The following is a 19,995-nucleotide window of genomic DNA, read 5'->3' as shown; positions in this document are numbered from 1 at the left end:
GCTGGTTCGGCGTCAACGGCGGCCTGGCCGCGGCGTCCCTGAGCGATCTCGAAGAACGCCTGACCCATCAACCTTCACGCACCGCAATGCTGCTGGAAAAGCTCACCGGTGCCCATTGACCAGGAGAACCCCAATGCCTTCGTTCACCATCATCAAACACGCTGACATCAAGGCCCTGCCCCTCACTGCGGCCGGCCAGCGCGCGGGCGCCGACCAGGGCGACCCGCAGATCGCGGTGCAGACACTCGCGCCCGAGGCGGTCGGCAGCCTCGGTGTGTGGGAGTGCCAGCCAGGCGGCTGGCCGGTGGTCAACCGTCCCGATACCGAGTTCACCTACATCATCTCCGGCAAGGCCCTGCTCACCGACGACCAGACCCAGGAGGTGGTGGAAGTGCACGGCGGCGACCTGATCATCCTGCCGCCGGGCTGGAGCGGCCGCTGGGACGTGCTGGAAACCGTGCGCAAGGTGTACGCCATCTACTGACTCCCCCTACGCGCGACCGATCCCGCGTCGATCGCCTGTGTTGCGAAGCCCAGGCGATCCAGGCAGGAACAGTCGTCCCGGCGCTCCGCTGAGCCTCGACCGACCGGCTGGCCGCCCCAATGGCGGCCACAGGGTCCGACCGATCGAACAGACGCTGCGCAGCGCCCACCCCTGCATTTCATTCAGCGAATACGAGAACGACACCATGACTCAACGCATCACCAACTGGATCTCCGGCGCTCTGGCCGACACCACCAGCGGCCAGCAACTGCCGGTCTACAACCCCGCTACTGGCGTTGTGACCGGCCAGGTGCAGCTGTCTGCACACGCGGACGTCGACGCCGCCGTCGCCTCGGCCAAGGCCGCCTTCCCGGCCTGGAGCAACCTCTCGCCGCTGCGTCGCTCGCGGGTATTGAACAAGTTCCTGGCGCTGCTCAACGAACACCGCGACGACCTCGCCCGGCTGATCACCGCCGAGCACGGCAAGGTCTTCACCGACGCCCAGGGCGAAGTGATGCGCGGCATCGAAATCGTCGAATTCGCCTGCGGCGCGCCGCAACTGCTGAAAACCGATTTCACCGACCAGGTGAGCACCAACATCGACAACTGGACCCTGCGCCAGCCGCTGGGCGTGGTGACGGGTATCACCCCGTTCAACTTCCCGGTGATGGTGCCGATGTGGATGTTCCCGGTGGCCCTCGCGACCGGCAACACCTTCGTGCTCAAACCGAGCCCGCTGGACCCGAGCCCCAGCCTGTTCATCGCCGACCTGCTCAAGCAGGCGGGCCTGCCGGACGGCGTGTTCAACGTCGTGCAGGGTGACAAGGACGCGGTCAACGCACTGATCGAGCACCCCGACGTGCAGGCCATTTCCTTCGTCGGCTCCACGCCCATCGCCAACCACATCTACGAGACCGGCGCCCGCCACGGAAAACGCGTGCAAGCCCTGGGTGGCGCCAAGAACCACCTGGTGGTGATGCCCGACGCCGACATCGAGCAGGTGGTCGACGCGCTGATCGGCGCCGCCTACGGCTCGGCTGGCGAGCGCTGCATGGCGATCAGCGTCGCGGTGTTCGTGGGCGATGAGACGGCCGACAAGGTCATGCCCACGCTGATCCAGCGCACCCGCGAACTGAAAGTGCTCAACGGCACCAACCTGCAAGCCGAGATGGGCCCGATCGTGACCCGGGCCGCACAGGAGCGCATTACCGGCTACATCGATCTGGGCGTCGAAGAAGGCGCCACGCTGGTGGTCGATGGCCGCGGCTTCAACGGTCAGACCGCGGGCGATGGCTGTGGCGACGGGTTCTGGCTCGGCGGCACGCTGTTCGACAACGTCACCCCTGACATGCGAATCTACAAGGAAGAGATCTTCGGCCCGGTACTGGCCTGCCTGCGGGTCAAGGATTTCGGTGAAGCCGTGGACCTGATCAATGCTCACCAATTCGGCAACGGTGTGAGCCTGTACACCCGCGACGGCCACATCGCCCGTGAATTCGGCCGGCGTATCCAGGTGGGCATGGTCGGCATCAACGTGCCGATCCCGGTGCCGATGGCCTGGCACGGCTTCGGCGGTTGGAAGAAGAGCCTGTTCGGCGACATGCATGCCTACGGCGAAGAAGGCGTGCGCTTCTACACCAAGCAGAAGAGCATCATGCAGCGCTGGCCGCAGGGCACGGCCAAAGGTGCGGAGTTCGCCATGCCGACCAGCCACTGAGGCGGCTCGACCCCGTTGAACGAGACCCCGCCCACGCAGCGTAATGCTGTTCATTCAAGCTGAATCGATATCACTTGGGGGCCGCTCTGCAGCCCCATCGCGGCTAAAGCCGCTCCCACAGGATATATGTCCCCCCTGTGGGAGCGGCTTTAGCCGCGATGAGTGCTCCCAAGGATATATGCCCCCCCCTGTGGGAGCGGCTTCAGCCGCGATGAGTGCTCCCAAGGATATATGCCCCCCCTGTGGGAGCGGCTTCAGCCGCGATGGGCCGCAAGGCGGCCCCAGTCGCTTGAATGAACAGCATTACACCCACGCAGCGGGGTTTTGCGTTAGGTCAGGGCTGGGCCAGGAGGTCGTTGTTGCGGCCCGCTTCCAGGGCGATCCAGAATCGCGCGATGCCGTGGGTCGTGGTGGGCTTGATGCCGGTCAGCTGTTCCACCAGCTTGAGCCGATAGACCAGCGTCTGGCGATGAATGCCCAGGTCGAAGGCGGTGACTTTCCAGTTGCCATCGTTGTGCAGAAACGCCATGAGCGTGGCCAGCAACGCAGCGCCTTGCTGGCGGTCGTGATCGATCAGCGGGCCCAGGTAGCGGCCCACCAGCGCCCGCGCTTCGGCCAGTGACTTGGGCGCCATGATCAGGCCCAGTTCCGCCTCGCCATAGCGCAGGTGAGGCCTGGCCAGTTCCTCGGCCTGGCTCAACGCCATCCGCGCCTGCCTGACACTCTCCCGCACCCCGGTGGCCGCCGCGATGGGTGCACTGATGCCCAGGACCGTTGCGCTGCCCAGGTTTCGCGCGATGGCGTCAAGCACCTGCGGATCATCGCGGCAGATCATGATCAACAGGCCCTGCTCGACCGCCATCAGCGGGCAGGCGCGGTGGAAGTCAGGGGCATGGTGCAGCTCGTTCGCCTGCCACGGCCCCTGATCATCGGTACGCACCGCCAGGCTGACCAACGTGCCGTTCAGGCCTCGACGCTCGAGCAGCGGCAACGCCAGCCGCAGCTCGGCGGTGTCGAGCAGCGTGTGCAACAGGGCGGCGCCCTCCTCGCGCTGCTGATCGCGATTGATCATCAGCCGCTCGATCTCCACGGCCAGCAGACCGATCAAGGAGCGCACCAGGATCGCGTCATCACCACTGCGGCGCGTGTGACGGCTCACCAGCAGATTGGTACGCGCCCGACCCGCCACCGGAATGCGTTCGCACTGCTGCTGTAGATCATGCGAAGCGCCCGCAGTGCCGACGATCAGCGCGCCACTCACGGCGTCCTCCAACGCCAGGTCCATCTGCAGCGAGTTGGCCAGGATCAGCAGCCGACCGCTCAGATCTGGCGCCTGGCGCAGCGCCTGGGCGTAGGTCTGGAACAGCCGCTCGCTGGCATTGAAGCGCTCACGCTGGGCCTGCAGCACACTTTCGATCACATGGTGCGACAGCTTGACGAACTCCAGCTCGAAGCTGGCACGCACGATGGGAAACAGCAACCGGTCGGCGGCGTCGAGCATCGCCTGCGACGGCGCTGGCGCATCGGGCCGCGGCGCGATAACCAGCGCGCTGGCATTGCTCTGCACCAGTTGCTGGAGCCACGCCACCTGGGCGTCGTCCTCACCGGGCAAGCCCACGCCGGTGGTCATCACCAGATCGCCAGGCGACACCCAGCGCCATGGGTCAGGCAGGTCCACGGTGTGCGCCCAGTGGATGACACGCCGGCTGCCGCCTGCGCCAGCGGCGATCTGCAACTGGAGTAATTCGATGGAGACCAGGTCGTGGACGGTGAGCATGGTGGGTCATCAGGTCCGTAGCGTGTGAAGGGATGGCCGCGTTGCAAGCAGGCACGTGCGCGGCTTCTAGCCAGCGGGATCTGCGCCCCGCGCCTCATAGGCGCGCCGCGACGCCTCGATGGTCTGCCGATGCCGTTCGGCCCACAACCACACGCCACAAAACGCCTCCCCCAGGCTCATGCCCATCTCGGTGAGGCGGTACTCGACTTTTGGCGGCACCACGGGGTAGACCGTGCGCAGCAGCAAGCCGTCGGCCTCCATCTGGCGCACGGTCTTGGTCAGCATCTTCTGGCTGACATTGCCCACCTGCGCGGCCAGTTGGGTGAAGCGCAGGCAGCCCTGTTCAGCCAAGGCTTCGATTACCAGCATGGTCCACTTGTCGGCGATGCGGCCGATGATTTCGCGCACCAGCCGATCCAGCTCCGGATCGACCTGGTCAGTGCCATGGGGCCAGGCGGGGCTACGCGATGCAGGTTGGGTCGGGTCAGTCATGCCCATGGTTTCCTCGCGGTAAGTACGGCACTTTTCGGCGCGTACTTCCGAAGCGCGCGCCAGCGAACTAGGGTACTGCATGTAGCACGTGTTCACTCATCAAGACGAGGATCGATCATGCACACCACAGGCAATACCCTTCTGGTCACCGGCGGCGGCAGCGGCATCGGCCTTGAACTGGCCAAGGCCTTCCTGGCACTGGGTAACGAGGTGATCATCGCCGGGCGGCGTGAGGCTGTGTTGCAGCAGGGCGTGGCGGACACTCCCGGGCTGAAGTACGTGGTGCTGGATGTCAGCGATGCCCAGGATATCCAGCGCGTCACGCAAACTCTGCTCCGCGACCATCCCGCCTTGAATGGGGTGCTGCATGCCGCCGGGATCATGCGCGGTGAGTCGTTGAAGGTCGGCGCCACCGAGCTGGAAGACACCGTCGCCACCAACCTGATGGGCCCGATGCGGCTCGACAGCCTCCTGGTGCCGCACTTTCTGCAACAGCCCAATGCGACGATCATCACCGTGTCATCAGGCTTGGCCTTTCTGCCGCTGGCGCTGACGCCCAGCTACAGCGCGACCAAGGCGGCGATTCATTCCTACAGCCAGTCGCTGCGCTATCAGTTGAAGGACACGAACATCCGCGTGCATGAAATTGCGCCGCCCTATGTGCAGACCGAACTGATGGGCGAGCGCCAGGCGAACGACCCGCATGCCATGCCGTTGCGCGAGTTCATCGACGAAGTGATGGGGATTTTCCAGCACGCGCCCGAGGCCGACGAGATTCTTGTGGAGCGCGTGAAACCGCTGAGGTTTGCCGAGCGTGGAGAGGATTACGCGGGGTTCTTTACCCGCTTCAATGATCAGATGGCGGCGGCGCGTGAGTCGGAAGGTTAGCGCTGGCATTCAGTCTTCGGATTCATGAAGAGCGGTTTGTACAGCTTGAGATGACGGCGTGTCGAGGCTGATCCGGCACCCTCAAGCACAGCACATACATGGACGCATCAACCCATCTGAGCACTTAGGACAGTGCGTATGCAGTCGTTGCCATACCTGTGGTTCGGTCTGAAGAGCCGTGAGGCGCAGGTCAGGCGAGGCTGTTTTCAACGCAGCATGACCAAGCATCAAGCCCTCCCAGACCGAACCTGACAAAACGCCCCACACTTCCAACGAAGGCGGGGCGTTTTTCCAAGCCTCACGTCACATCAATTACATCGCCGTATGGAAAATCTGCGCGATCTCATCCTGATTGGCGCTGCGCGGATTGGTGAAGCCGCAGGCATCTTTCATGGCATTGGCGGCCAAGGTCGGAATGTCGTCAACCTTCACGTTCAGTTCGACCAGGCCGCTCGGAATGCCCACTTGCGCAGACAGTTTGCGAATCGCTGCGATAGCCGCAGCAGCGCCTGCTTCTGCATCCAGGTGCTGCGTATCGACGCCCATGGCGCGGGCGATGTCCTTGAAGCGGGCCGGGCACACACTGGCGTTGAAGCTCGACACGTGGGGCAGCAGGATCGCATTGCATACGCCGTGCGGCAGGTCGTAGAAACCACCCAACTGGTGCGCCATGGCGTGCACATAACCCAGCGACGCGTTGTTGAAGGCCATGCCCGCCAGGAATTGCGCGTACGCCATGTTTTCCCGGGCGGTCATGTCATCACCCTGGGTCACGGCGTTGTGCAGGTTGGCCGAAATCAGTTCGATGGCCTTGATCGCACAGGCGTCGGTGATCGGCGTCGCCGCGGTCGATACGTAGGCCTCGACGGCGTGGGTCAGCGCGTCCATGCCCGTGGCGGCGGTCAGGCCCTTGGGCATGGCGGCCATCAACGAGGGGTCGTTGACCGACAGCAGCGGCGTGACGTTGCGGTCGACGATGGCCATTTTCACATGGCGCACTTCGTCGGTGATGATGCAGAACCGGGTCATTTCACTCGCCGTGCCGGCGGTGGTGTTGATCGCGATCAAAGGCATTTGTGGCTTGGCCGACTGGTCCACGCCTTCATAGTCACTGATGTGCCCGCCGTTGGCGGCACACAGTGCGATGCCCTTGGCGCAGTCATGGGGCGAACCGCCGCCCAGGGAAATGATGAAATCGCAGCCGCTGCGGCCCAGCAGTTCCAGGCCGTTCTCGACATTGCTCACGGTGGGGTTCGGCTTGGCACCGTCGAACAGGGTGGAGTCGATGTCCTGCTGGGCCAGCAGGTTGGCGACCTTGGCAGCAACGCCGGCCTTGGCCAGGCCCGCATCGGTGACGATCAGGGCCTTGCGGAACCCGTACTTGCGGATGGCGAGCATCGCCTCGTCGAGGCTGCCAATGCCCATCATGTTCACGGCGGGAATGAAGAAGGTGCTGCTCATGAAAAATCCTCTTTTTTATTATGCAAACCAGGAAGTCAGGTGAGGTTTTCTACCGATCTCGCAGGACGGCGGCGCGTCGGCTTGTCATCCTGGGCGATCACGAACCGAGCCTAAACCTCTGCCGCCAGGCCGAAACGGTCCTTTGGCGGGCATTGGCTGGTTCTTTAGTACTGGGTGCAGGTCTGCAACGATTACGGACGAGGGCGACAGCCCTATCCATCGATGAAATGATGGGCGCTTCCAGCACTCGCCCAAGGCGGACGAGATGCTCGTGGCGCGGGGTAAACCCTGGCAGTTTGCCGAGCGTGGGGAAGAGGGTTCAGCAGGCAGCAATCGCTTCGACAACCAGATGGCGACAGCCCGTGGCGGGGAATGCGTTAGGCTTGCACAGCCGCTGATCATCGACTCGATAGAGCTGGTCAGCACTGTTCATGCACTTAGCGCCTCGACTTGCTCCGGGCTCTGACAGCCCCTGTGGAACCGACTCATGCCAACCTGTACACCTGCCCAACCCTTGCATCGCCTGAACTGCACCGGCTGCGGCTGGAACCTGGCCATCCTTGCGCAGAGCGATGCGCCGCTGCAGAAGTGTCCCTGGTGCGGGAGCAATGAATTCAGCGATCAGCCGCCAATGCATGAGGGTGCGGGGCAAGTGCTGGCGTGCAAGACACACGGATCGGTGGTGGTGCAGGTGCTGGATGCCACGATCGATAGCGAGGACTTTCTCGATAACCTGTACTGCCCGTTCTGTCCTTGAGCCACAGGTCAGCCGCTCCTCGCAGCAGGCGTTCGCTCTTTACCCGTTCTTTACCTCGCGGTTTCGCTTTCTTGTGAAAGTCCAAGGTCTTAACGACCAGTAGCACGTGTTCGGTTCACGCACGGCAACGGCGTATCCGACAGGTGTCGACCACTCCAACGAAGAGAAACCCTCCATGAAAAAAAACCTGACGGTGCTGTGCACCTTGCTGATGCTCGGCACGCCACTGGCTGGCTTCGCACAACCCGGCGGCGGGCCGGACAACCGTGACGGCGGCCCGCAAGGCGGACAGCCGCAGGGTCAGCAGGGCCGACCGCAACCACAAGGCCATCAAGCGGGTCAGCCGCCCGGTCAATCGCCCCAGCAGCGTCCACAGCAACCGGGCAATGCCAACCGCCACGGCGGCGGTCAGCCGGCCTACCGTGACCCCGGCTTCCGCCCGCAGGCGGGTATGCCGGTGCCGCATCAGCAATGGCAACGTGGCCATGTGGTCGAGCCGCAGTACCGTGACGATCGCTACTGGGTGACCGACTGGCGCGCGCGTCAGCTGTCGGCACCGCCGCCGGAGCATCGCTGGTTGCGCGTCAATGGCGACTACGTGCTGGTGGCCATTGCCACGGGTGTGATCACCAGCATCCTCACCGGCTACTGAGGCGAGCCGGCCCGAGCGCAGCGGCCTTGACGGGTCACGCTGCGCTCACTTCGACGTCGTTGCCCCGCAGCCGCGCAGCCCACACGCGCAGGCGCTGCTCCGGGTGCTCCACGCACACCCCGTCTTCCAGACCGAAGTGCTGTTTGTACAAGGGCGCTGCGACCACCAGCCTGCCTGACAGGCTGCCGATCAACCCACGGCCGATCACATTGGCGCCTGACCGCGGATCGAGGTTGTCGAGCGCGTAGACCCGGTCATCGCCCTGCTCGCCGGGCACGTAGAACAACGCGATCTGCACGCCGTCGAGCATGGCCACCACCCCGGAATGGGCGACCAGGTCCTGGCGACTGCACACCCTCTCCCACTGCGCGATCGGTTCAATCTTCATTGCAGTCGAGCCGCTCATCACACCACCTCCGTTGCACTGATCCGATTCGATTCCTCACTGCGCGCCGGACGCCGCTGGCCGCGCTCCTTGACGAACTGCACGTCCGGGTCCGCCCCGGCGGCGTTGACGAAGGTGCGGAAGCGCTTGAGCTTTTCCGGATCATCCAGGGCATTGGCCCATTCGCATTCGTAGCGCTCGACCACCAGTTGCATCTGCGCTTCGAGCTCGCCGGCCAGGCCCAGGCTGTCGTCGATGATCACCGCCTTGAGGTAGTCCAGCCCGCCTTCGAGGCTTTCGCGCCACACCGAGGTGCGCTGCAGTTTGTCGGCGGTACGGATGTACAGCATCAGGAAACGGTCGATGTAGCGGATCAGGGTGTCGTCATCGAGGTCGGTGGCGAACAGTTCGGCATGGCGCGGGCGCATGCCGCCGTTGCCGCTGACATACAGGTTCCAGCCCTTCTCGGTGGCGATCACGCCGACGTCCTTGCTCTGCGCTTCGGCGCATTCGCGGGTGCAGCCGGATACGGCGAACTTGAGCTTGTGCGGCGAGCGCAGGCCCTTGTAACGGTGCTCGATGCGCAGGGCCATGTGCACGCTGTCCTGCACGCCATAGCGGCACCAGGTGCTGCCCACGCAGCTTTTCACGGTGCGGGTGGACTTGCCGTAGGCGTGGCCGGTTTCGAAGCCGGCCGCGATGAGTTCGGCCCAGATGTCGGGCAGCTCGTGCAACTGCGCGCCGAACAGGTCGATGCGCTGGCCGCCGGTGATCTTGGTGTACAGGTCGTACTTCTTGGCCACCGCGCCGATGGCGATCAGGCCGTCCGGGGTGATTTCCCCGGCAGGGATGCGCGGCACCACCGAATAGGTGCCGTTCTTCTGCATGTTGGCCATGAAGGTGTCGTTGGTGTCCTGCAACGGCACCAGCCAGGGCTCCATGATCGGCCGGTTCCAGCATGACGCGAGGATCGAGCCCACCACCGGTTTGCAGATGTCGCAGCCCAGGTGGCCCTTGCCGTGACGGGCCAGCAGTTCATCGAAGGTCTCGATGCCTTCGACGCGTACCAGCGAATACAGCGCCTGGCGGGTGAACGCAAAATGCTCGCACAGGCTGTTATCGACCGTTACGCCGCGGGCGGTCAGCTCGTGCTCGAACACCTGCTTGAGCAGCCCTGCGCAGCCGCCGCAGCCAGTCGCGGCCTTGGTCTGGCCCTTGAGCGCGGCGAGGTCGCCGCAGCCTGCGTCGATGGCGCAGCAGATCGCGCCCTTGGTGACGTTGTGACAGGAGCAGACCGTGGCGGTGGCGGGCAGTGCATCCGCGCCCAGGGCCGGTGCCGCTTCGCCCTGGGGCAGGATCAGCGAGGCCGGGTCGGCCGGCAGCTTGAGGCCGTTCTGAATGTATTGCAGCAGCGTGTCGTAATAGCGGTTGTCGCCTACCAGCACGGCGCCGATGGCCTGCTTGCCATCGGCAGACACCACCAGGCGGCGGTAGCTGGCGGTGGCCTCGTCGATGAAGCGGTAGCTGCGCGCCCCGGCGCTGGCGCCCTGGGCATCGCCGATGGAGCCGACGTCGACGCCCAGCAGCTTGAGCTTGGTGGACATGTCGGCGCCTGCGAACGGCTCCGTTTCCATCCCGCACAACTGCGCCGCGACGCTGCGGGCCATCTGATAACCGGGTGCGACCAGGCCAAACACGCTGCCATTCCACGCTGCGCACTCGCCGATGGCATGGATGTGCGGGTCACTGCTGCGGCAGGTGCCGTCGATGGCGATGCCGCCGCGTGCGCCCAGGTCGAGACCGCACGCCCTGGCCAGCGCATCCTGTGGACGGATGCCGGCCGAGAACACCACCAGGTCGGTTTCCAGGTACTCGCCATCAGCGAAATTCATGCGCCAGCGATAATGCTCACCCCGTGTGATCGACTGGGTACCTCGGGCCAGGTGCACCTGCACGCCCAGCGCTTCGATCCGCGCCTTGAGCGCCACGCCGCCTTCCTCATCCAGCTGGACTGGCATCAGGCGTGGGGCGAACTCCACGACATGCGCCTCCAGGCCCAGACTGCGCAGGGCATTGGCCGCTTCGAGCCCGAGCAGGCCGCCACCGACCACGACACCACGGCGCGCGTTGGCCGCGGCGCTGCGAATCGTGTCCAGGTCCGCCAGCGTGCGATAGACCAGACGCGAATCCCCGGCCGCGCCTTCGATGGGTGGCACGAAGGGGTAGGAGCCGGTGGCCATGACCAGGTGGGCGTAGGCGACGCAGCCATGGGCGGTGATGACTTCCTGGCGGGCGCGATCGATCTCCAGCACGGGCACGCCCAGGTGCAAGGTCACGCCTGCCCGCTGATACAGCGCCGCATCGCCGAGCGCCAGGGACTCGGCGTCGCGTCCGCCGAAGTACTCGGACAAGTGCACGCGGTCATAGGCGCGCAGGGGTTCTTCGCTGAAGACGTGAATCTGGTAACGGCTCAGGGCCCCGCGGTCTATCAACTGTTCGACGCAGTGATGGCCAACCATGCCGTTGCCGATGATCACCAGGTTTTGCAGGTCACTCGCCAAGTCGCTGTTCATCAAGACACCTCTCGAAGCCGATCCGGTTGTTTCAAAGCAAAAAAAAACGCCTGGAACCAGAGGTTCCAGGCGCCATTGCCTGTTCATGCTGCCGGCCCGTGGGCCTGACGCAGTCGTTGTGACCTGGGCCTGCAGAGGCCACACGATCGCCTTTGATCGTCGAGGTCGTCCGCTGGCACGGTGCAGCGGCTTGTTCAAGCCTATGCAGCGGTTGTGCCATAACGCCGCGAAAGGGTCTGCAAGGCGCACGGCGGGTCTTCGCGTGCGCTTCGTCGCCATGGCACGACAGGCCTGGGCAGTACCAAAACAGTGCATGACATGCCGGGTTGCCCCACCTCGAGGCGCTGCTGCCCCGCGCCCGTGATCGCCCCCGCGCGCCTTCGAGCCCGCAGAACAGCTCCGCCCTGGCGCTTGCCGCAGTTGGCCCAGCCATTGCTACACCTGAACGAACGCCGTCAACGACGACGGCTGTCCATTCAGGCAACACCTCACGACAAAGGCGCCGTGCAGCTTCCGTTGAAAGACGGTCGAGCCGCATGGCGCCTTTGCCGTTTCTGCAAGAGAGCGCGGCTATGGCGAAACCCCTTGAGCTCAGCAAGACCGTACGCAGTGTGTGCCCCTATTGCGGGGTGGGCTGCGGCATCGTCATGCAGGTGGAAGACAACCTGATCGTCAAGGTGTCGGGCGACAAACAGCACCCCAGCAATGCCGGGCGGCTGTGCACCAAGGGCAGTACCTGCGCCCTGCCGGTGGTCGACAGTGGGCGGATGACCCATGCCTTCGTGCGCGAGGCGCGCAGCCACGACCCGGTGCGGATGGGCATCGAGCCTGCCATCCAGGCCACGGCCCGGCGCCTGCGCGGGATCATCGACGAGCATGGCGCCGATGCCTTCGCCCTGTACGTCAGCGGGCAGATGTCGCTGGAGGCGCAGTACCTGGCCAACAAGCTGACCAAAGGCTTCATTCGTAGCCGCCATATCGAATCCAACTCGCGGTTGTGCATGGCCAGCGCCGGCAGCGGGTACAAGCTGTCCCTCGGCGCCGATGGGCCGCCCGGGGCCTACGACGATTTCGAGCACAGCGATGTGTTTCTGGTGATCGGCGCGAACATGGCCGACTGTCACCCGATCCTGTTCCTGCGCTTGCTCGACCGGGTCAAGGCCGGCGCCAGGCTGATCGTCGTCGATCCGCGGCGCACCGGCACCGCGGACAAAGCCGACCTGTACCTGCAGATCGCGCCTGGCACGGACCTGGCCCTGCTCAACGGCCTGCTGCACCTGCTGGTGCAGAACGGCCACACCGACCCGGCCTTCATCGCTGATTTCACCGAAGGCTGGGAGGTGATGGAGGATTTTCTACAGCGCTATACACCTGCGTACGTGGCTCAGGTCACCGGCCTGGCGGAGGCCGACATTCGCCAGTGCGCGCGGTGGATCGGCGAGGCGGCGAACTGGATGAGCTGCTGGACCATGGGCCTGAACCAGAGCGTTCACGGCACCTGGCACACCAACGCGCTGTGCAACCTGCACCTGGCCACCGGCGCCATTTGCCGCACCGGCAGCGGGCCGTTTTCCCTGACCGGCCAGCCCAACGCCATGGGCGGGCGGGAAATGGGCTACATGGGCCCTGGACTGCCGGGCCAGCGCTCGGCCCTGGTCGCCGAAGACCGCGCGTTCATCGAAGCGCTGTGGGGCATGCCAGCGCACAGCCTGCGCAGCGACGGCGGCCAGGGCACCGTCGAGCTGTTCCAGGCCATGGCGGCCGGCAGCATCAAGGCCTGCTGGATCATCTGCACCAACCCGGTGGCCAGCGTGCCCAATCGCCAGCAGGTCATCGACGGACTGCGCGCGGCCGAGCTGGTGATCGCCCAGGACGCCTTTCTCGACACCGAGACCAACCGCTACGCCGACATCCTGCTGCCCGGTGCGCTATGGGCCGAAGCCGAGGGCGTGATGATCAATTCCGAACGCAACCTGACCCTCACCCAGCAAGCGGTGCTGCCGCCCGGCGATGCGCTGCCGGACTGGCAGATCATCGCCCGGGTCGCCTGCGCCATGGGCTATGCCGAGGCGTTCAGCTACACCAGCGCGGCCGAGGTGTTCGAAGAAATCAAGCGCGCGGCCAACCCCAAGACCGGCTATGACCTGCGCGGCGCCAGCCATGAACGCCTTCGGCATCAGCCGCTGCAATGGCCCTGCGCAACCGCGGACGGGCCTGTGCGCAACCCGATTCGCTACGGCTCGTCCGCCGGCCTCGACGAACACGCGGCGCTCACCTTCCCGACCGCCAGCGGCAAGGCGCAGTTCTTCGCCCGCCCTCACCTGCCGCCTGCCGAATTGCCCGACGAGCACTTCCCGCTGGTGCTCAACACTGGCCGCGTGCAGCACCAGTGGCACACCCTGACCAAGACCGGCAAGGTGCCGACGCTTAACAAGCTCAATCCCGGTCCCTTCATCGAAGTTCATCCGGAGGATGCCGAGCGCCTGGGCCTCAAGCCACGCCAGCCGGTGCAGATCCGTTCGCGCCGGGGCATGGCAGTGCTGCCGGCGCTGATCAGTGACCGCGTGCGCCCCGGTGACTGCTTTGCGCCGTTTCACTGGAACGATGTGTTCGGTGACGGGCTGGCCGTGAATGCCGTGACCAGTGATGCCGTTGACCCGACCTCGCTGCAGCCGGCCTTCAAATACAGCGCGGTGGCGTTGCAGGCAGTGCCCGGTACCGAGCAGGTGGCGGCAGGCTCTGCTGAGCGGGGGGTGGGATCAGGCGTTCTGCAGGCAGTCGCCTCACTCGCCGGCCAGACCGAGGCATCCTGCGAGAACGCCGCCCGGGCTTTCGCGCCGGCACAGATCGACAGCGTGGCACGGCTGCTGAACCTGGACGATGCCGTCCCGCTTGTGTCGAGCGCTGACGAGCAGCTGTACCTGCAGGGTTTTCTGTTGGGCCTGCGCAACGCGCAAGGCCCGCAAACGGGTGTGCCGACGCTGCCTGAGCAGGCGCCGTTCGATGCGCAGCGACGTCTGTTGCTCAACGGTGTGTTGGCGGGGGTGTTCTCCCGCACAGGCGAGTTGCTCCCGGCCAGCGCTGGCCCCGTTCTGGTGCCAGGTGCCGAGTGGCTGGTGCTCTGGGGTTCGCAGACGGGTAACGGGGAGACGCTGGCGGGCCTGTGCGCACAGCGACTGAGCAGCGCCGGTCAGCGCACGCGGGTGCAGGCCATGGACACTGTCGAGCTACAGCAATTGCGCAGCGCTGCGGGGGTGCTGCTGGTGACGAGTACCTTTGGCGACGGCGACCCGCCGGACAACGCCGTCGATTTCTGGCAGACGCTGTTGCAGGCAGGACCGCAGACCCTGACCGACAGCCGCTTCGGCGTACTGGCCCTGGGGGATTCCAGCTACCAGCAATTCTGCGGCTTCGGGCGCAGGCTCGACGAGCGTCTGGCGGCCCTCGGGGCCGAGCGCCTTCAGCCGCGCCTGGACTGCGAGCCGGACTATGAAGGCCCTGCCGAACAATGGCTGGTCGAGCTGTGCGCGAAGCTGGCTAGCGATGGCGGTAGCGGCAGTGGTGCCGATGGTGCCAGTAGTGCCGGTAATGCGGGTGGCGGCAGCAGTGCCAGCACTCCCAACGGTGCCGGTACTGCCTGTGGCACCCGCAATGCCAGCACTGCCAACGGCGTCGGTAACGCCAGTGGTATCAGCGGTGCCAACACCGCCAGTGACCCCACCGACACCCTCGTAGCAGTCTCGCCCGGCGAGCCGTTGTCCACCTCATCCGCCAGCCCCGAGCGCAACCCATACACCCGCGCCCAGCCGCTGCGCACCACGCTGCTGAGCAATCGTCTGCTCAACGCCGAGGGGGCCGAAAAGGAAACCCGTCACCTGGCCTTCGATCTCAACGGCCATCACTTTCCCTACCACGCCGGCGACGCGCTTGGCGTCTGGCCGATCAATGCGCCTGGGCTGGTGGACGACGTGCTGGCGGCGATGGGCCTTGACGGTGACATTCAGATCGCCCTGGACAAGCAGCCGCCCATGCCTTTGCGCCGCGCCCTGACCGAGCACCTGGAAATCGCCCGCATCAACCCGAACCTGTTGCGCCGCGTCGCCGAGCTCAACGGCAGCGCGACACTGCGCAATCTGCTTGAAGAAGACCAGCACGCCGCGTTGCAGACCTGGCTCTGGGGCCGGCAACTGCCCGCGCTGCTGCGCGAGTTTCCCGTTGTGCTGAGCGCGCAGGAGTGGCTGCAACTGCTCAAACCGCTGCAACCGCGGCTCTACTCGATCAGTTCGAGCCCGGCACTTACGCCCAACGAAGTGCACCTGACCGTGGCCACGGTGCGCTACACGCACCAGGGTGTCGCACGTGGCGGGGTGTGCTCCACGTTCCTGGCGGACATGGCCGGCGAACACGGCGTGCGGATCTTCCTGCAACCCTCCGCACACTTCCGCCCGCCACGAAATCCCGACACCCCGCTGATCATGATCGGGCCTGGCACCGGTATTGCACCGTTTCGTGGGTTCCTGCAGGAACGGCAGGCGCAGGGCGCTGGCCGCAACTGGCTGTTCTTTGGCGAGCAACGGGCGCGCACCGACTTCTACTACCGCCAGGAGCTGCGCGACTGGCAGCGCAATGGCGTGTTGCAGCGGCTGGACACGGCGTTCTCCCGCGACCAGGACGAGAAGATCTACGTGCAGCAGCGCATGCTCGAAGCCGGCGCCGAGGTCTGGGCGTGGCTGGAACAGGGCGCGCATGTCTGCGTGTGTGGCGATGCCGCCCGCATGGCCAAGGACGTCGATGCCGCGCTCAAGGCCATCGTGCAGCGGCACGGCAAGATGAGCAGCGCGGCGGCGACGCTGTACGTGAGCGAGTTGAGCAAGGCGCGGCGCTATCTGCGAGACGTCTACTGACCACAAGGGCGCGCCTCCATGCACCACGATTCAGGAATCACAGCGTGAGCGATGACCGCAAACAACCTGCAGCACCGCACGCCCGAGCCGGGGTGACAGGCAGCGACCTGCGGGACGCCCATAGAATACAAGCACGCGCCCCGCGCGCGCTTCCATGCACCACGATTCAGGAATGGCCGCGTGAGCGATAACCGCACTGACTTCACCGCACTGCATGCACTGGCCTGGGTGGCCGGCAGCGACGCCCCGGAAAAGAACGCGCTGAACATCGGCTTCATGCCGTTGAGCGACGCCGCCTCGGTGGTGGTCGCGGCCACGCAGGGCTTTGCTCAACCCTACGGGCTGACCCTCAACCTGCACCGGCAAGCCTCCTGGGCAGGCATCAACGACAAGCTGCTGAGCGGCGAGCTGGACGCGGCGCATGCCTTGTACGGCATGGTCTACGCCATTGGACTGGGCATCAGCGGTGCGCCGGCCAGCAACATGGCAGTGCTGATGGGGCTGAACCAGAACGGCCAGAGCATCAACCTGTCGCCATCGCTCAAAGCCGATGGTGTCACCTCCCCCGCTGCCCTGAAGCAGCACGCCGATCAGCCGGGCACGACGCTCACCTTCGCCCACACCTTCCCCACCGGCAGCCACGCGATGTGGCTCTACTACTGGCTCGCCAGCCAGGGCATTCACCCATTGCACGACGTCCACAGCGTGGTGGTGCCGCCGCCACAGATGCTTGCGCATGTGCAGGCCGGGCGCATCGACGGCTTCTGCGTGGGCGAGCCGTGGTCGGCCCAGGCAGCCGACCTCGGCCAGGGCTTCACGGTCGCCACCAGCCAGTCGATCTGGCCCGATCATCCGGAGAAGGTCCTGGCCTGCACGCAGGCCTTCGTCGAGCAGTACCCCAACGCCGCTCGCGCGCTGGTGATGGCCGTGCTGGAGGCGAGCCGCTTCATCGAAACCAGCCTGGAAAATCGCCGCAGCACGGCGCAGCTGATGAGCAGCCGCGACTACCTCGACGTGCCGCTGGCCCACATCGAGCCGCGTTTCATGGGCCACTACCACGACGGCCTCGGCCAGCAGTGGCAGGACGCTCACCCGCTGAGCTTCCACAACGCAGGGACGGCGAACGCTCCGTACCTGTCCGACGGCATGTGGTTCATGACCCAGTTCCGTCGCTGGGGCCTGCTGCGCGAGGACCCGGACTATCTGGCCGTGGCCCGCCAGGTGCAGCAGCTCGACCTGTATTGCCGGGCGGCGGGCAGCCTGGAAATCCCCCTGCCCAGCAGCCCAATGCGGCGCTCGCAGCTGCTCGACGGCAGCGTCTGGGACGGCACTGACCCGGCCGGGTATGCGCGCAGCTTCGCCCTGCATGCCCGCCATGACCAGTAAGCGGAGGCTCGCATGCTGCGTATCCTGCTGATCAACGACACCACGCGAAAGGTCGGTCGCCTGCGCACCGCACTGAGCGAGGCCGGTTTCGAAGTGATCGACGAGTCCGGCCTGACCATCGACCTGCCGGCGCGGGTCGAGGCCGTGCGCCCGGACGTGGTGCTGATCGACACCGAGTCCCCCAGCCGCGACGTGATGGAACAGGTGGTGATGATGACCCGCGACCAGCCGCGACCCATCGTCATGTTCACCGACGAGCACGACCCGAGCGTGATGCGCCAGGCGATCCGGTCCGGCGTCAGTGCGTACATCGTCGAGGGCATCCATGCCCAGCGCCTGCAGCCGATCATGGACGTGGCCATGGCGCGCTTCGAAAGCGATCAGGTGCTGCGCTCGCAGTTGCAAGCCCGCGACCAGCAACTGGCCGAACGCAAGCGTGTGGAGCTGGCCAAGGGCATGCTGATGAAGATGAAAAATTGCAGCGAGGAAGAGGCCTACACCCTCATGCGCCGCCAGGCCATGAGCCGGCAGCAGAAACTGATCCAGGTGGCGGAGCAGATCATTGCCATGAATGAGCTGTTGGGCTGATTCACCCAGCTGCCCCTTGTGCACGGCAGTCTAACCCCCTGAGCGAGCTTGCTCGCGATGGCCGCCAACGATAACGCGAACCCCTGACACAGCGCGGTGCTTGGGGGTTTTTCGCGAGCAAGCTCGCTCCAGGTCCTGTGGGAGCGACTTGAGTCGCGATGGCCGGCAACGCCGGCCCAATCCAGGCGCCGCAGTGAGCCAGTCGAATCAGGCCCCCGCCGTCACATCTGCTGCGCACCGCAATGCAGCAGCCGCTGCTCAAATCAGGGCACAACCGCCAACCCGCCTTCATCACGCGCACCACCGCACCCGTGAAAAACCCAAGCCCTACACCCCTCACCCGCCCTTGGCACACAACCTGCTTTCACCTCACCCCAGGTAGCCAACGGCGGCTGCCCACCCCGACAAAGACGTCGCACCTCCCTTCGCGCAAGCGGATCGGGATTGCGACGTCTTTTGCATTTCTGGCCTCGCGAAACGGGGCGGTGGAGCAGCCGTGAGGGCTCGCCCACCTGCAAGCACATGACCTTGGTTGACTCCTTTTGCAGATGAGGTGCTGGAATGAACAACAGTTTCTGGAAAGCCGGGCACACCCCCACATTGTTTGCCGCGTTCCTGTATTTCGACTTGAGCTTCATGGTCTGGTACCTGCTCGGCCCGATGGCCGTGCAGATCGCCACCGACCTGGAGCTGACCACCCAGCAACGCGGCTTCATGGTTGCCACGCCGATCCTGGCCGGGGCAATCCTGCGCTTCATCATGGGCATGCTGGCTGACCAGCTCTCACCGAAAACCGCCGGCATCATCGGCCAGGTGATCGTCATCGTCTCGCTGCTGGCCGCCTGGCAACTGGGCATCCACAGCTACGAACAGGCCCTGCTGCTCGGCGTCTGCCTGGGCATGGCCGGCGCCTCGTTCGCCGTGGCCTTGCCGCTGGCCTCGCAGTGGTACCCCGCCGAGCATCAGGGCAAGGCCATGGGCATCGCCGGGGCCGGGAACTCCGGCACGGTACTCGCCGCCCTTGCCGCCCCGGTGCTGGCCGCTGCCTTCGGCTGGACCAACGTCTTCGGCCTGGCGCTGATCCCGCTGATCCTGACCCTCATCGCCTTCAGCCTGATGGCGAAAAACGCCCCGCAGCGCAGCAAGCCGAAATCTACCGCCGACTACCTCAAGGCCCTGACAGACCGCGACAGCTGGTGGTTCATGCTGTTCTACAGCGTCACCTTCGGCGGCTTCATCGGCCTGGCCAGTGCCCTGCCCGGCTACTTCCACGACCAGTACGGCCTGAGCCCGGTGACCGCCGGCTATTACACCGCCGCCTGCGTGTTCGGCGGCAGCCTGATGCGGCCCCTGGGCGGCGCCCTGGCCGACCGCTTCGGCGGGATTCGCACCCTGCTCGGCATGTACGCCGTGGCGGCTGTGTGCATCGCCGCGGTGGGCATGAACCTGTCCAGTTCAGTGGCCGCCCTGGCCCTGTTCGTCAGCGCCATGCTCGGTCTGGGTGCAGGCAACGGCGCGGTGTTCCAACTGGTGCCGCAGCGCTTCAACAAGGAAATCGGCGTGATGACCGGCCTGATCGGCATGGCCGGCGGCATCGGCGGCTTCCTCCTGGCGGCAGGCCTGGGCGCTATCAAGCAGCAGACCGGTGACTATCAACTGGGCCTGTGGCTGTTCGCCAGCCTCGGCGTGGTCGCGTGGTTCGGCCTGCACAGCGTCAAGCGCCGCTGGAGAACCACCTGGGGTTCGGCCGCCTTCACCGCCGCTCGGGTCTGAGGCCCTGCCATGCCCTTGCGCCTGAGCTACGCCCAATCCAGTGCCAGCGGCCCCCGTGCCGAGAACCAGGACGCCACGCGGATGGTCAGCCCGGCGTCATCGCTGGCCGCCAGCAAGGGCTACCTGTTCGCGCTGGCCGACGGCGTCAGCCAATGCGC

Annotated in this window: 14 protein-coding genes; 9 read left to right on the top strand and 5 right to left on the bottom strand. The window is 65.5% G+C overall.

Features of this window, described 5'->3' with window-relative positions:
- Positions 1-133: 133 nt before the first annotated feature.
- Both RT028_RS15045 and RT028_RS15040 read left to right on the top strand, forming a co-directional pair.
- Complete coding sequence (locus RT028_RS15045; RefSeq protein WP_312935920.1) at positions 134-484, top strand: cupin domain-containing protein; 351 nt, start codon at positions 134-136, stop codon at positions 482-484.
- 205 nt (positions 485-689) lie between these two features.
- A complete protein-coding gene (locus tag RT028_RS15040) occupies positions 690-2,201 on the top strand; it encodes a CoA-acylating methylmalonate-semialdehyde dehydrogenase (protein ID WP_312935919.1) in 1,512 nt (503 codons plus the stop codon).
- A gap of 334 nt (positions 2,202-2,535) precedes the next feature.
- Here the strand turns inward: RT028_RS15040 and RT028_RS15035 are convergent, their stop codons facing one another.
- Both RT028_RS15035 and RT028_RS15030 read right to left on the bottom strand, forming a co-directional pair.
- On the bottom strand, positions 2,536-3,978 hold the full coding sequence (locus RT028_RS15035; protein ID WP_312935918.1) for a PucR family transcriptional regulator: 1,443 nt from the start codon (positions 3,976-3,978) through the stop codon (positions 2,536-2,538).
- 66 nt (positions 3,979-4,044) lie between these two features.
- Complete coding sequence (locus tag RT028_RS15030; protein WP_312935917.1) at positions 4,045-4,470, bottom strand: helix-turn-helix domain-containing protein; 426 nt, start codon at positions 4,468-4,470, stop codon at positions 4,045-4,047.
- A gap of 117 nt (positions 4,471-4,587) precedes the next feature.
- Here RT028_RS15030 and RT028_RS15025 point away from each other — a divergent pair, with 117 nt between their 5' ends.
- Positions 4,588-5,358, top strand: a complete 771-nt coding sequence (locus tag RT028_RS15025) for an SDR family oxidoreductase (RefSeq protein WP_312935916.1) — start codon at positions 4,588-4,590, stop codon at positions 5,356-5,358.
- A gap of 312 nt (positions 5,359-5,670) precedes the next feature.
- On the opposite strand, the gene yiaY is transcribed toward RT028_RS15025, so the two are convergent.
- A complete protein-coding gene (yiaY, locus tag RT028_RS15020) occupies positions 5,671-6,819 on the bottom strand; it encodes an L-threonine dehydrogenase (RefSeq protein ID WP_312935915.1) in 1,149 nt (382 codons plus the stop codon).
- 487 nt (positions 6,820-7,306) lie between these two features.
- Here yiaY and RT028_RS15015 point away from each other — a divergent pair, with 487 nt between their 5' ends.
- Both RT028_RS15015 and RT028_RS15010 read left to right on the top strand, forming a co-directional pair.
- Positions 7,307-7,576, top strand: coding sequence for a hypothetical protein (locus RT028_RS15015; RefSeq protein ID WP_312935914.1), 270 nt, complete (start codon positions 7,307-7,309; stop codon positions 7,574-7,576).
- A gap of 175 nt (positions 7,577-7,751) precedes the next feature.
- Positions 7,752-8,228: an RcnB family protein gene (locus RT028_RS15010; protein WP_312935913.1), complete on the top strand. Its 477-nt coding sequence runs from the start codon at positions 7,752-7,754 to the stop codon at positions 8,226-8,228.
- A 34-nt stretch (positions 8,229-8,262) separates the two neighbouring features.
- On the opposite strand, the gene nirD is transcribed toward RT028_RS15010, so the two are convergent.
- Entirely contained in the window at positions 8,263-8,634 is a 372-nt protein-coding gene (gene nirD / locus RT028_RS15005) for a nitrite reductase small subunit NirD (RefSeq protein WP_312935912.1), read from the bottom strand.
- Positions 8,634-11,186: a nitrite reductase large subunit NirB gene (gene nirB / locus RT028_RS15000; RefSeq protein WP_312935911.1), complete on the bottom strand. Its 2,553-nt coding sequence runs from the start codon at positions 11,184-11,186 to the stop codon at positions 8,634-8,636. The genes nirD and nirB overlap by 1 nt, the downstream gene beginning before the upstream one ends.
- 572 nt (positions 11,187-11,758) lie before the next feature.
- Between nirB and RT028_RS14995 the strand changes: the two genes are divergently transcribed.
- The 4 genes from RT028_RS14995 to RT028_RS14980 all read left to right on the top strand — a co-directional run bounded on the left by RT028_RS14995 (position 11,759) and on the right by RT028_RS14980 (position 19,837).
- A complete protein-coding gene (locus RT028_RS14995; RefSeq protein WP_312935910.1) occupies positions 11,759-16,090 on the top strand; it encodes a bifunctional nitrate reductase/sulfite reductase flavoprotein subunit alpha in 4,332 nt (1,443 codons plus the stop codon).
- Between the two features lie 180 nt (positions 16,091-16,270).
- Entirely contained in the window at positions 16,271-17,476 is a 1,206-nt protein-coding gene (locus tag RT028_RS14990) for a CmpA/NrtA family ABC transporter substrate-binding protein (RefSeq protein WP_409567268.1), read from the top strand.
- Positions 17,477-17,488: 12 nt separating this feature from the next.
- Positions 17,489-18,064, top strand: coding sequence for an ANTAR domain-containing protein (locus RT028_RS14985; protein ID WP_312935909.1), 576 nt, complete (start codon positions 17,489-17,491; stop codon positions 18,062-18,064).
- 561 nt (positions 18,065-18,625) lie between these two features.
- Complete coding sequence (locus RT028_RS14980; protein ID WP_312935908.1) at positions 18,626-19,837, top strand: nitrate/nitrite transporter; 1,212 nt, start codon at positions 18,626-18,628, stop codon at positions 19,835-19,837.
- The last annotated feature ends 158 nt before the right edge of the window (positions 19,838-19,995 follow it).

Origin of the sequence: Pseudomonas sp., from assembly GCF_032058845.1 — a bacterium.
GTDB lineage: Bacteria > Pseudomonadota > Gammaproteobacteria > Pseudomonadales > Pseudomonadaceae > Aquipseudomonas.
Note: the sequence above shows the minus strand (reverse complement) of the source record. Positions and strands in the feature narration are given on the sequence as shown.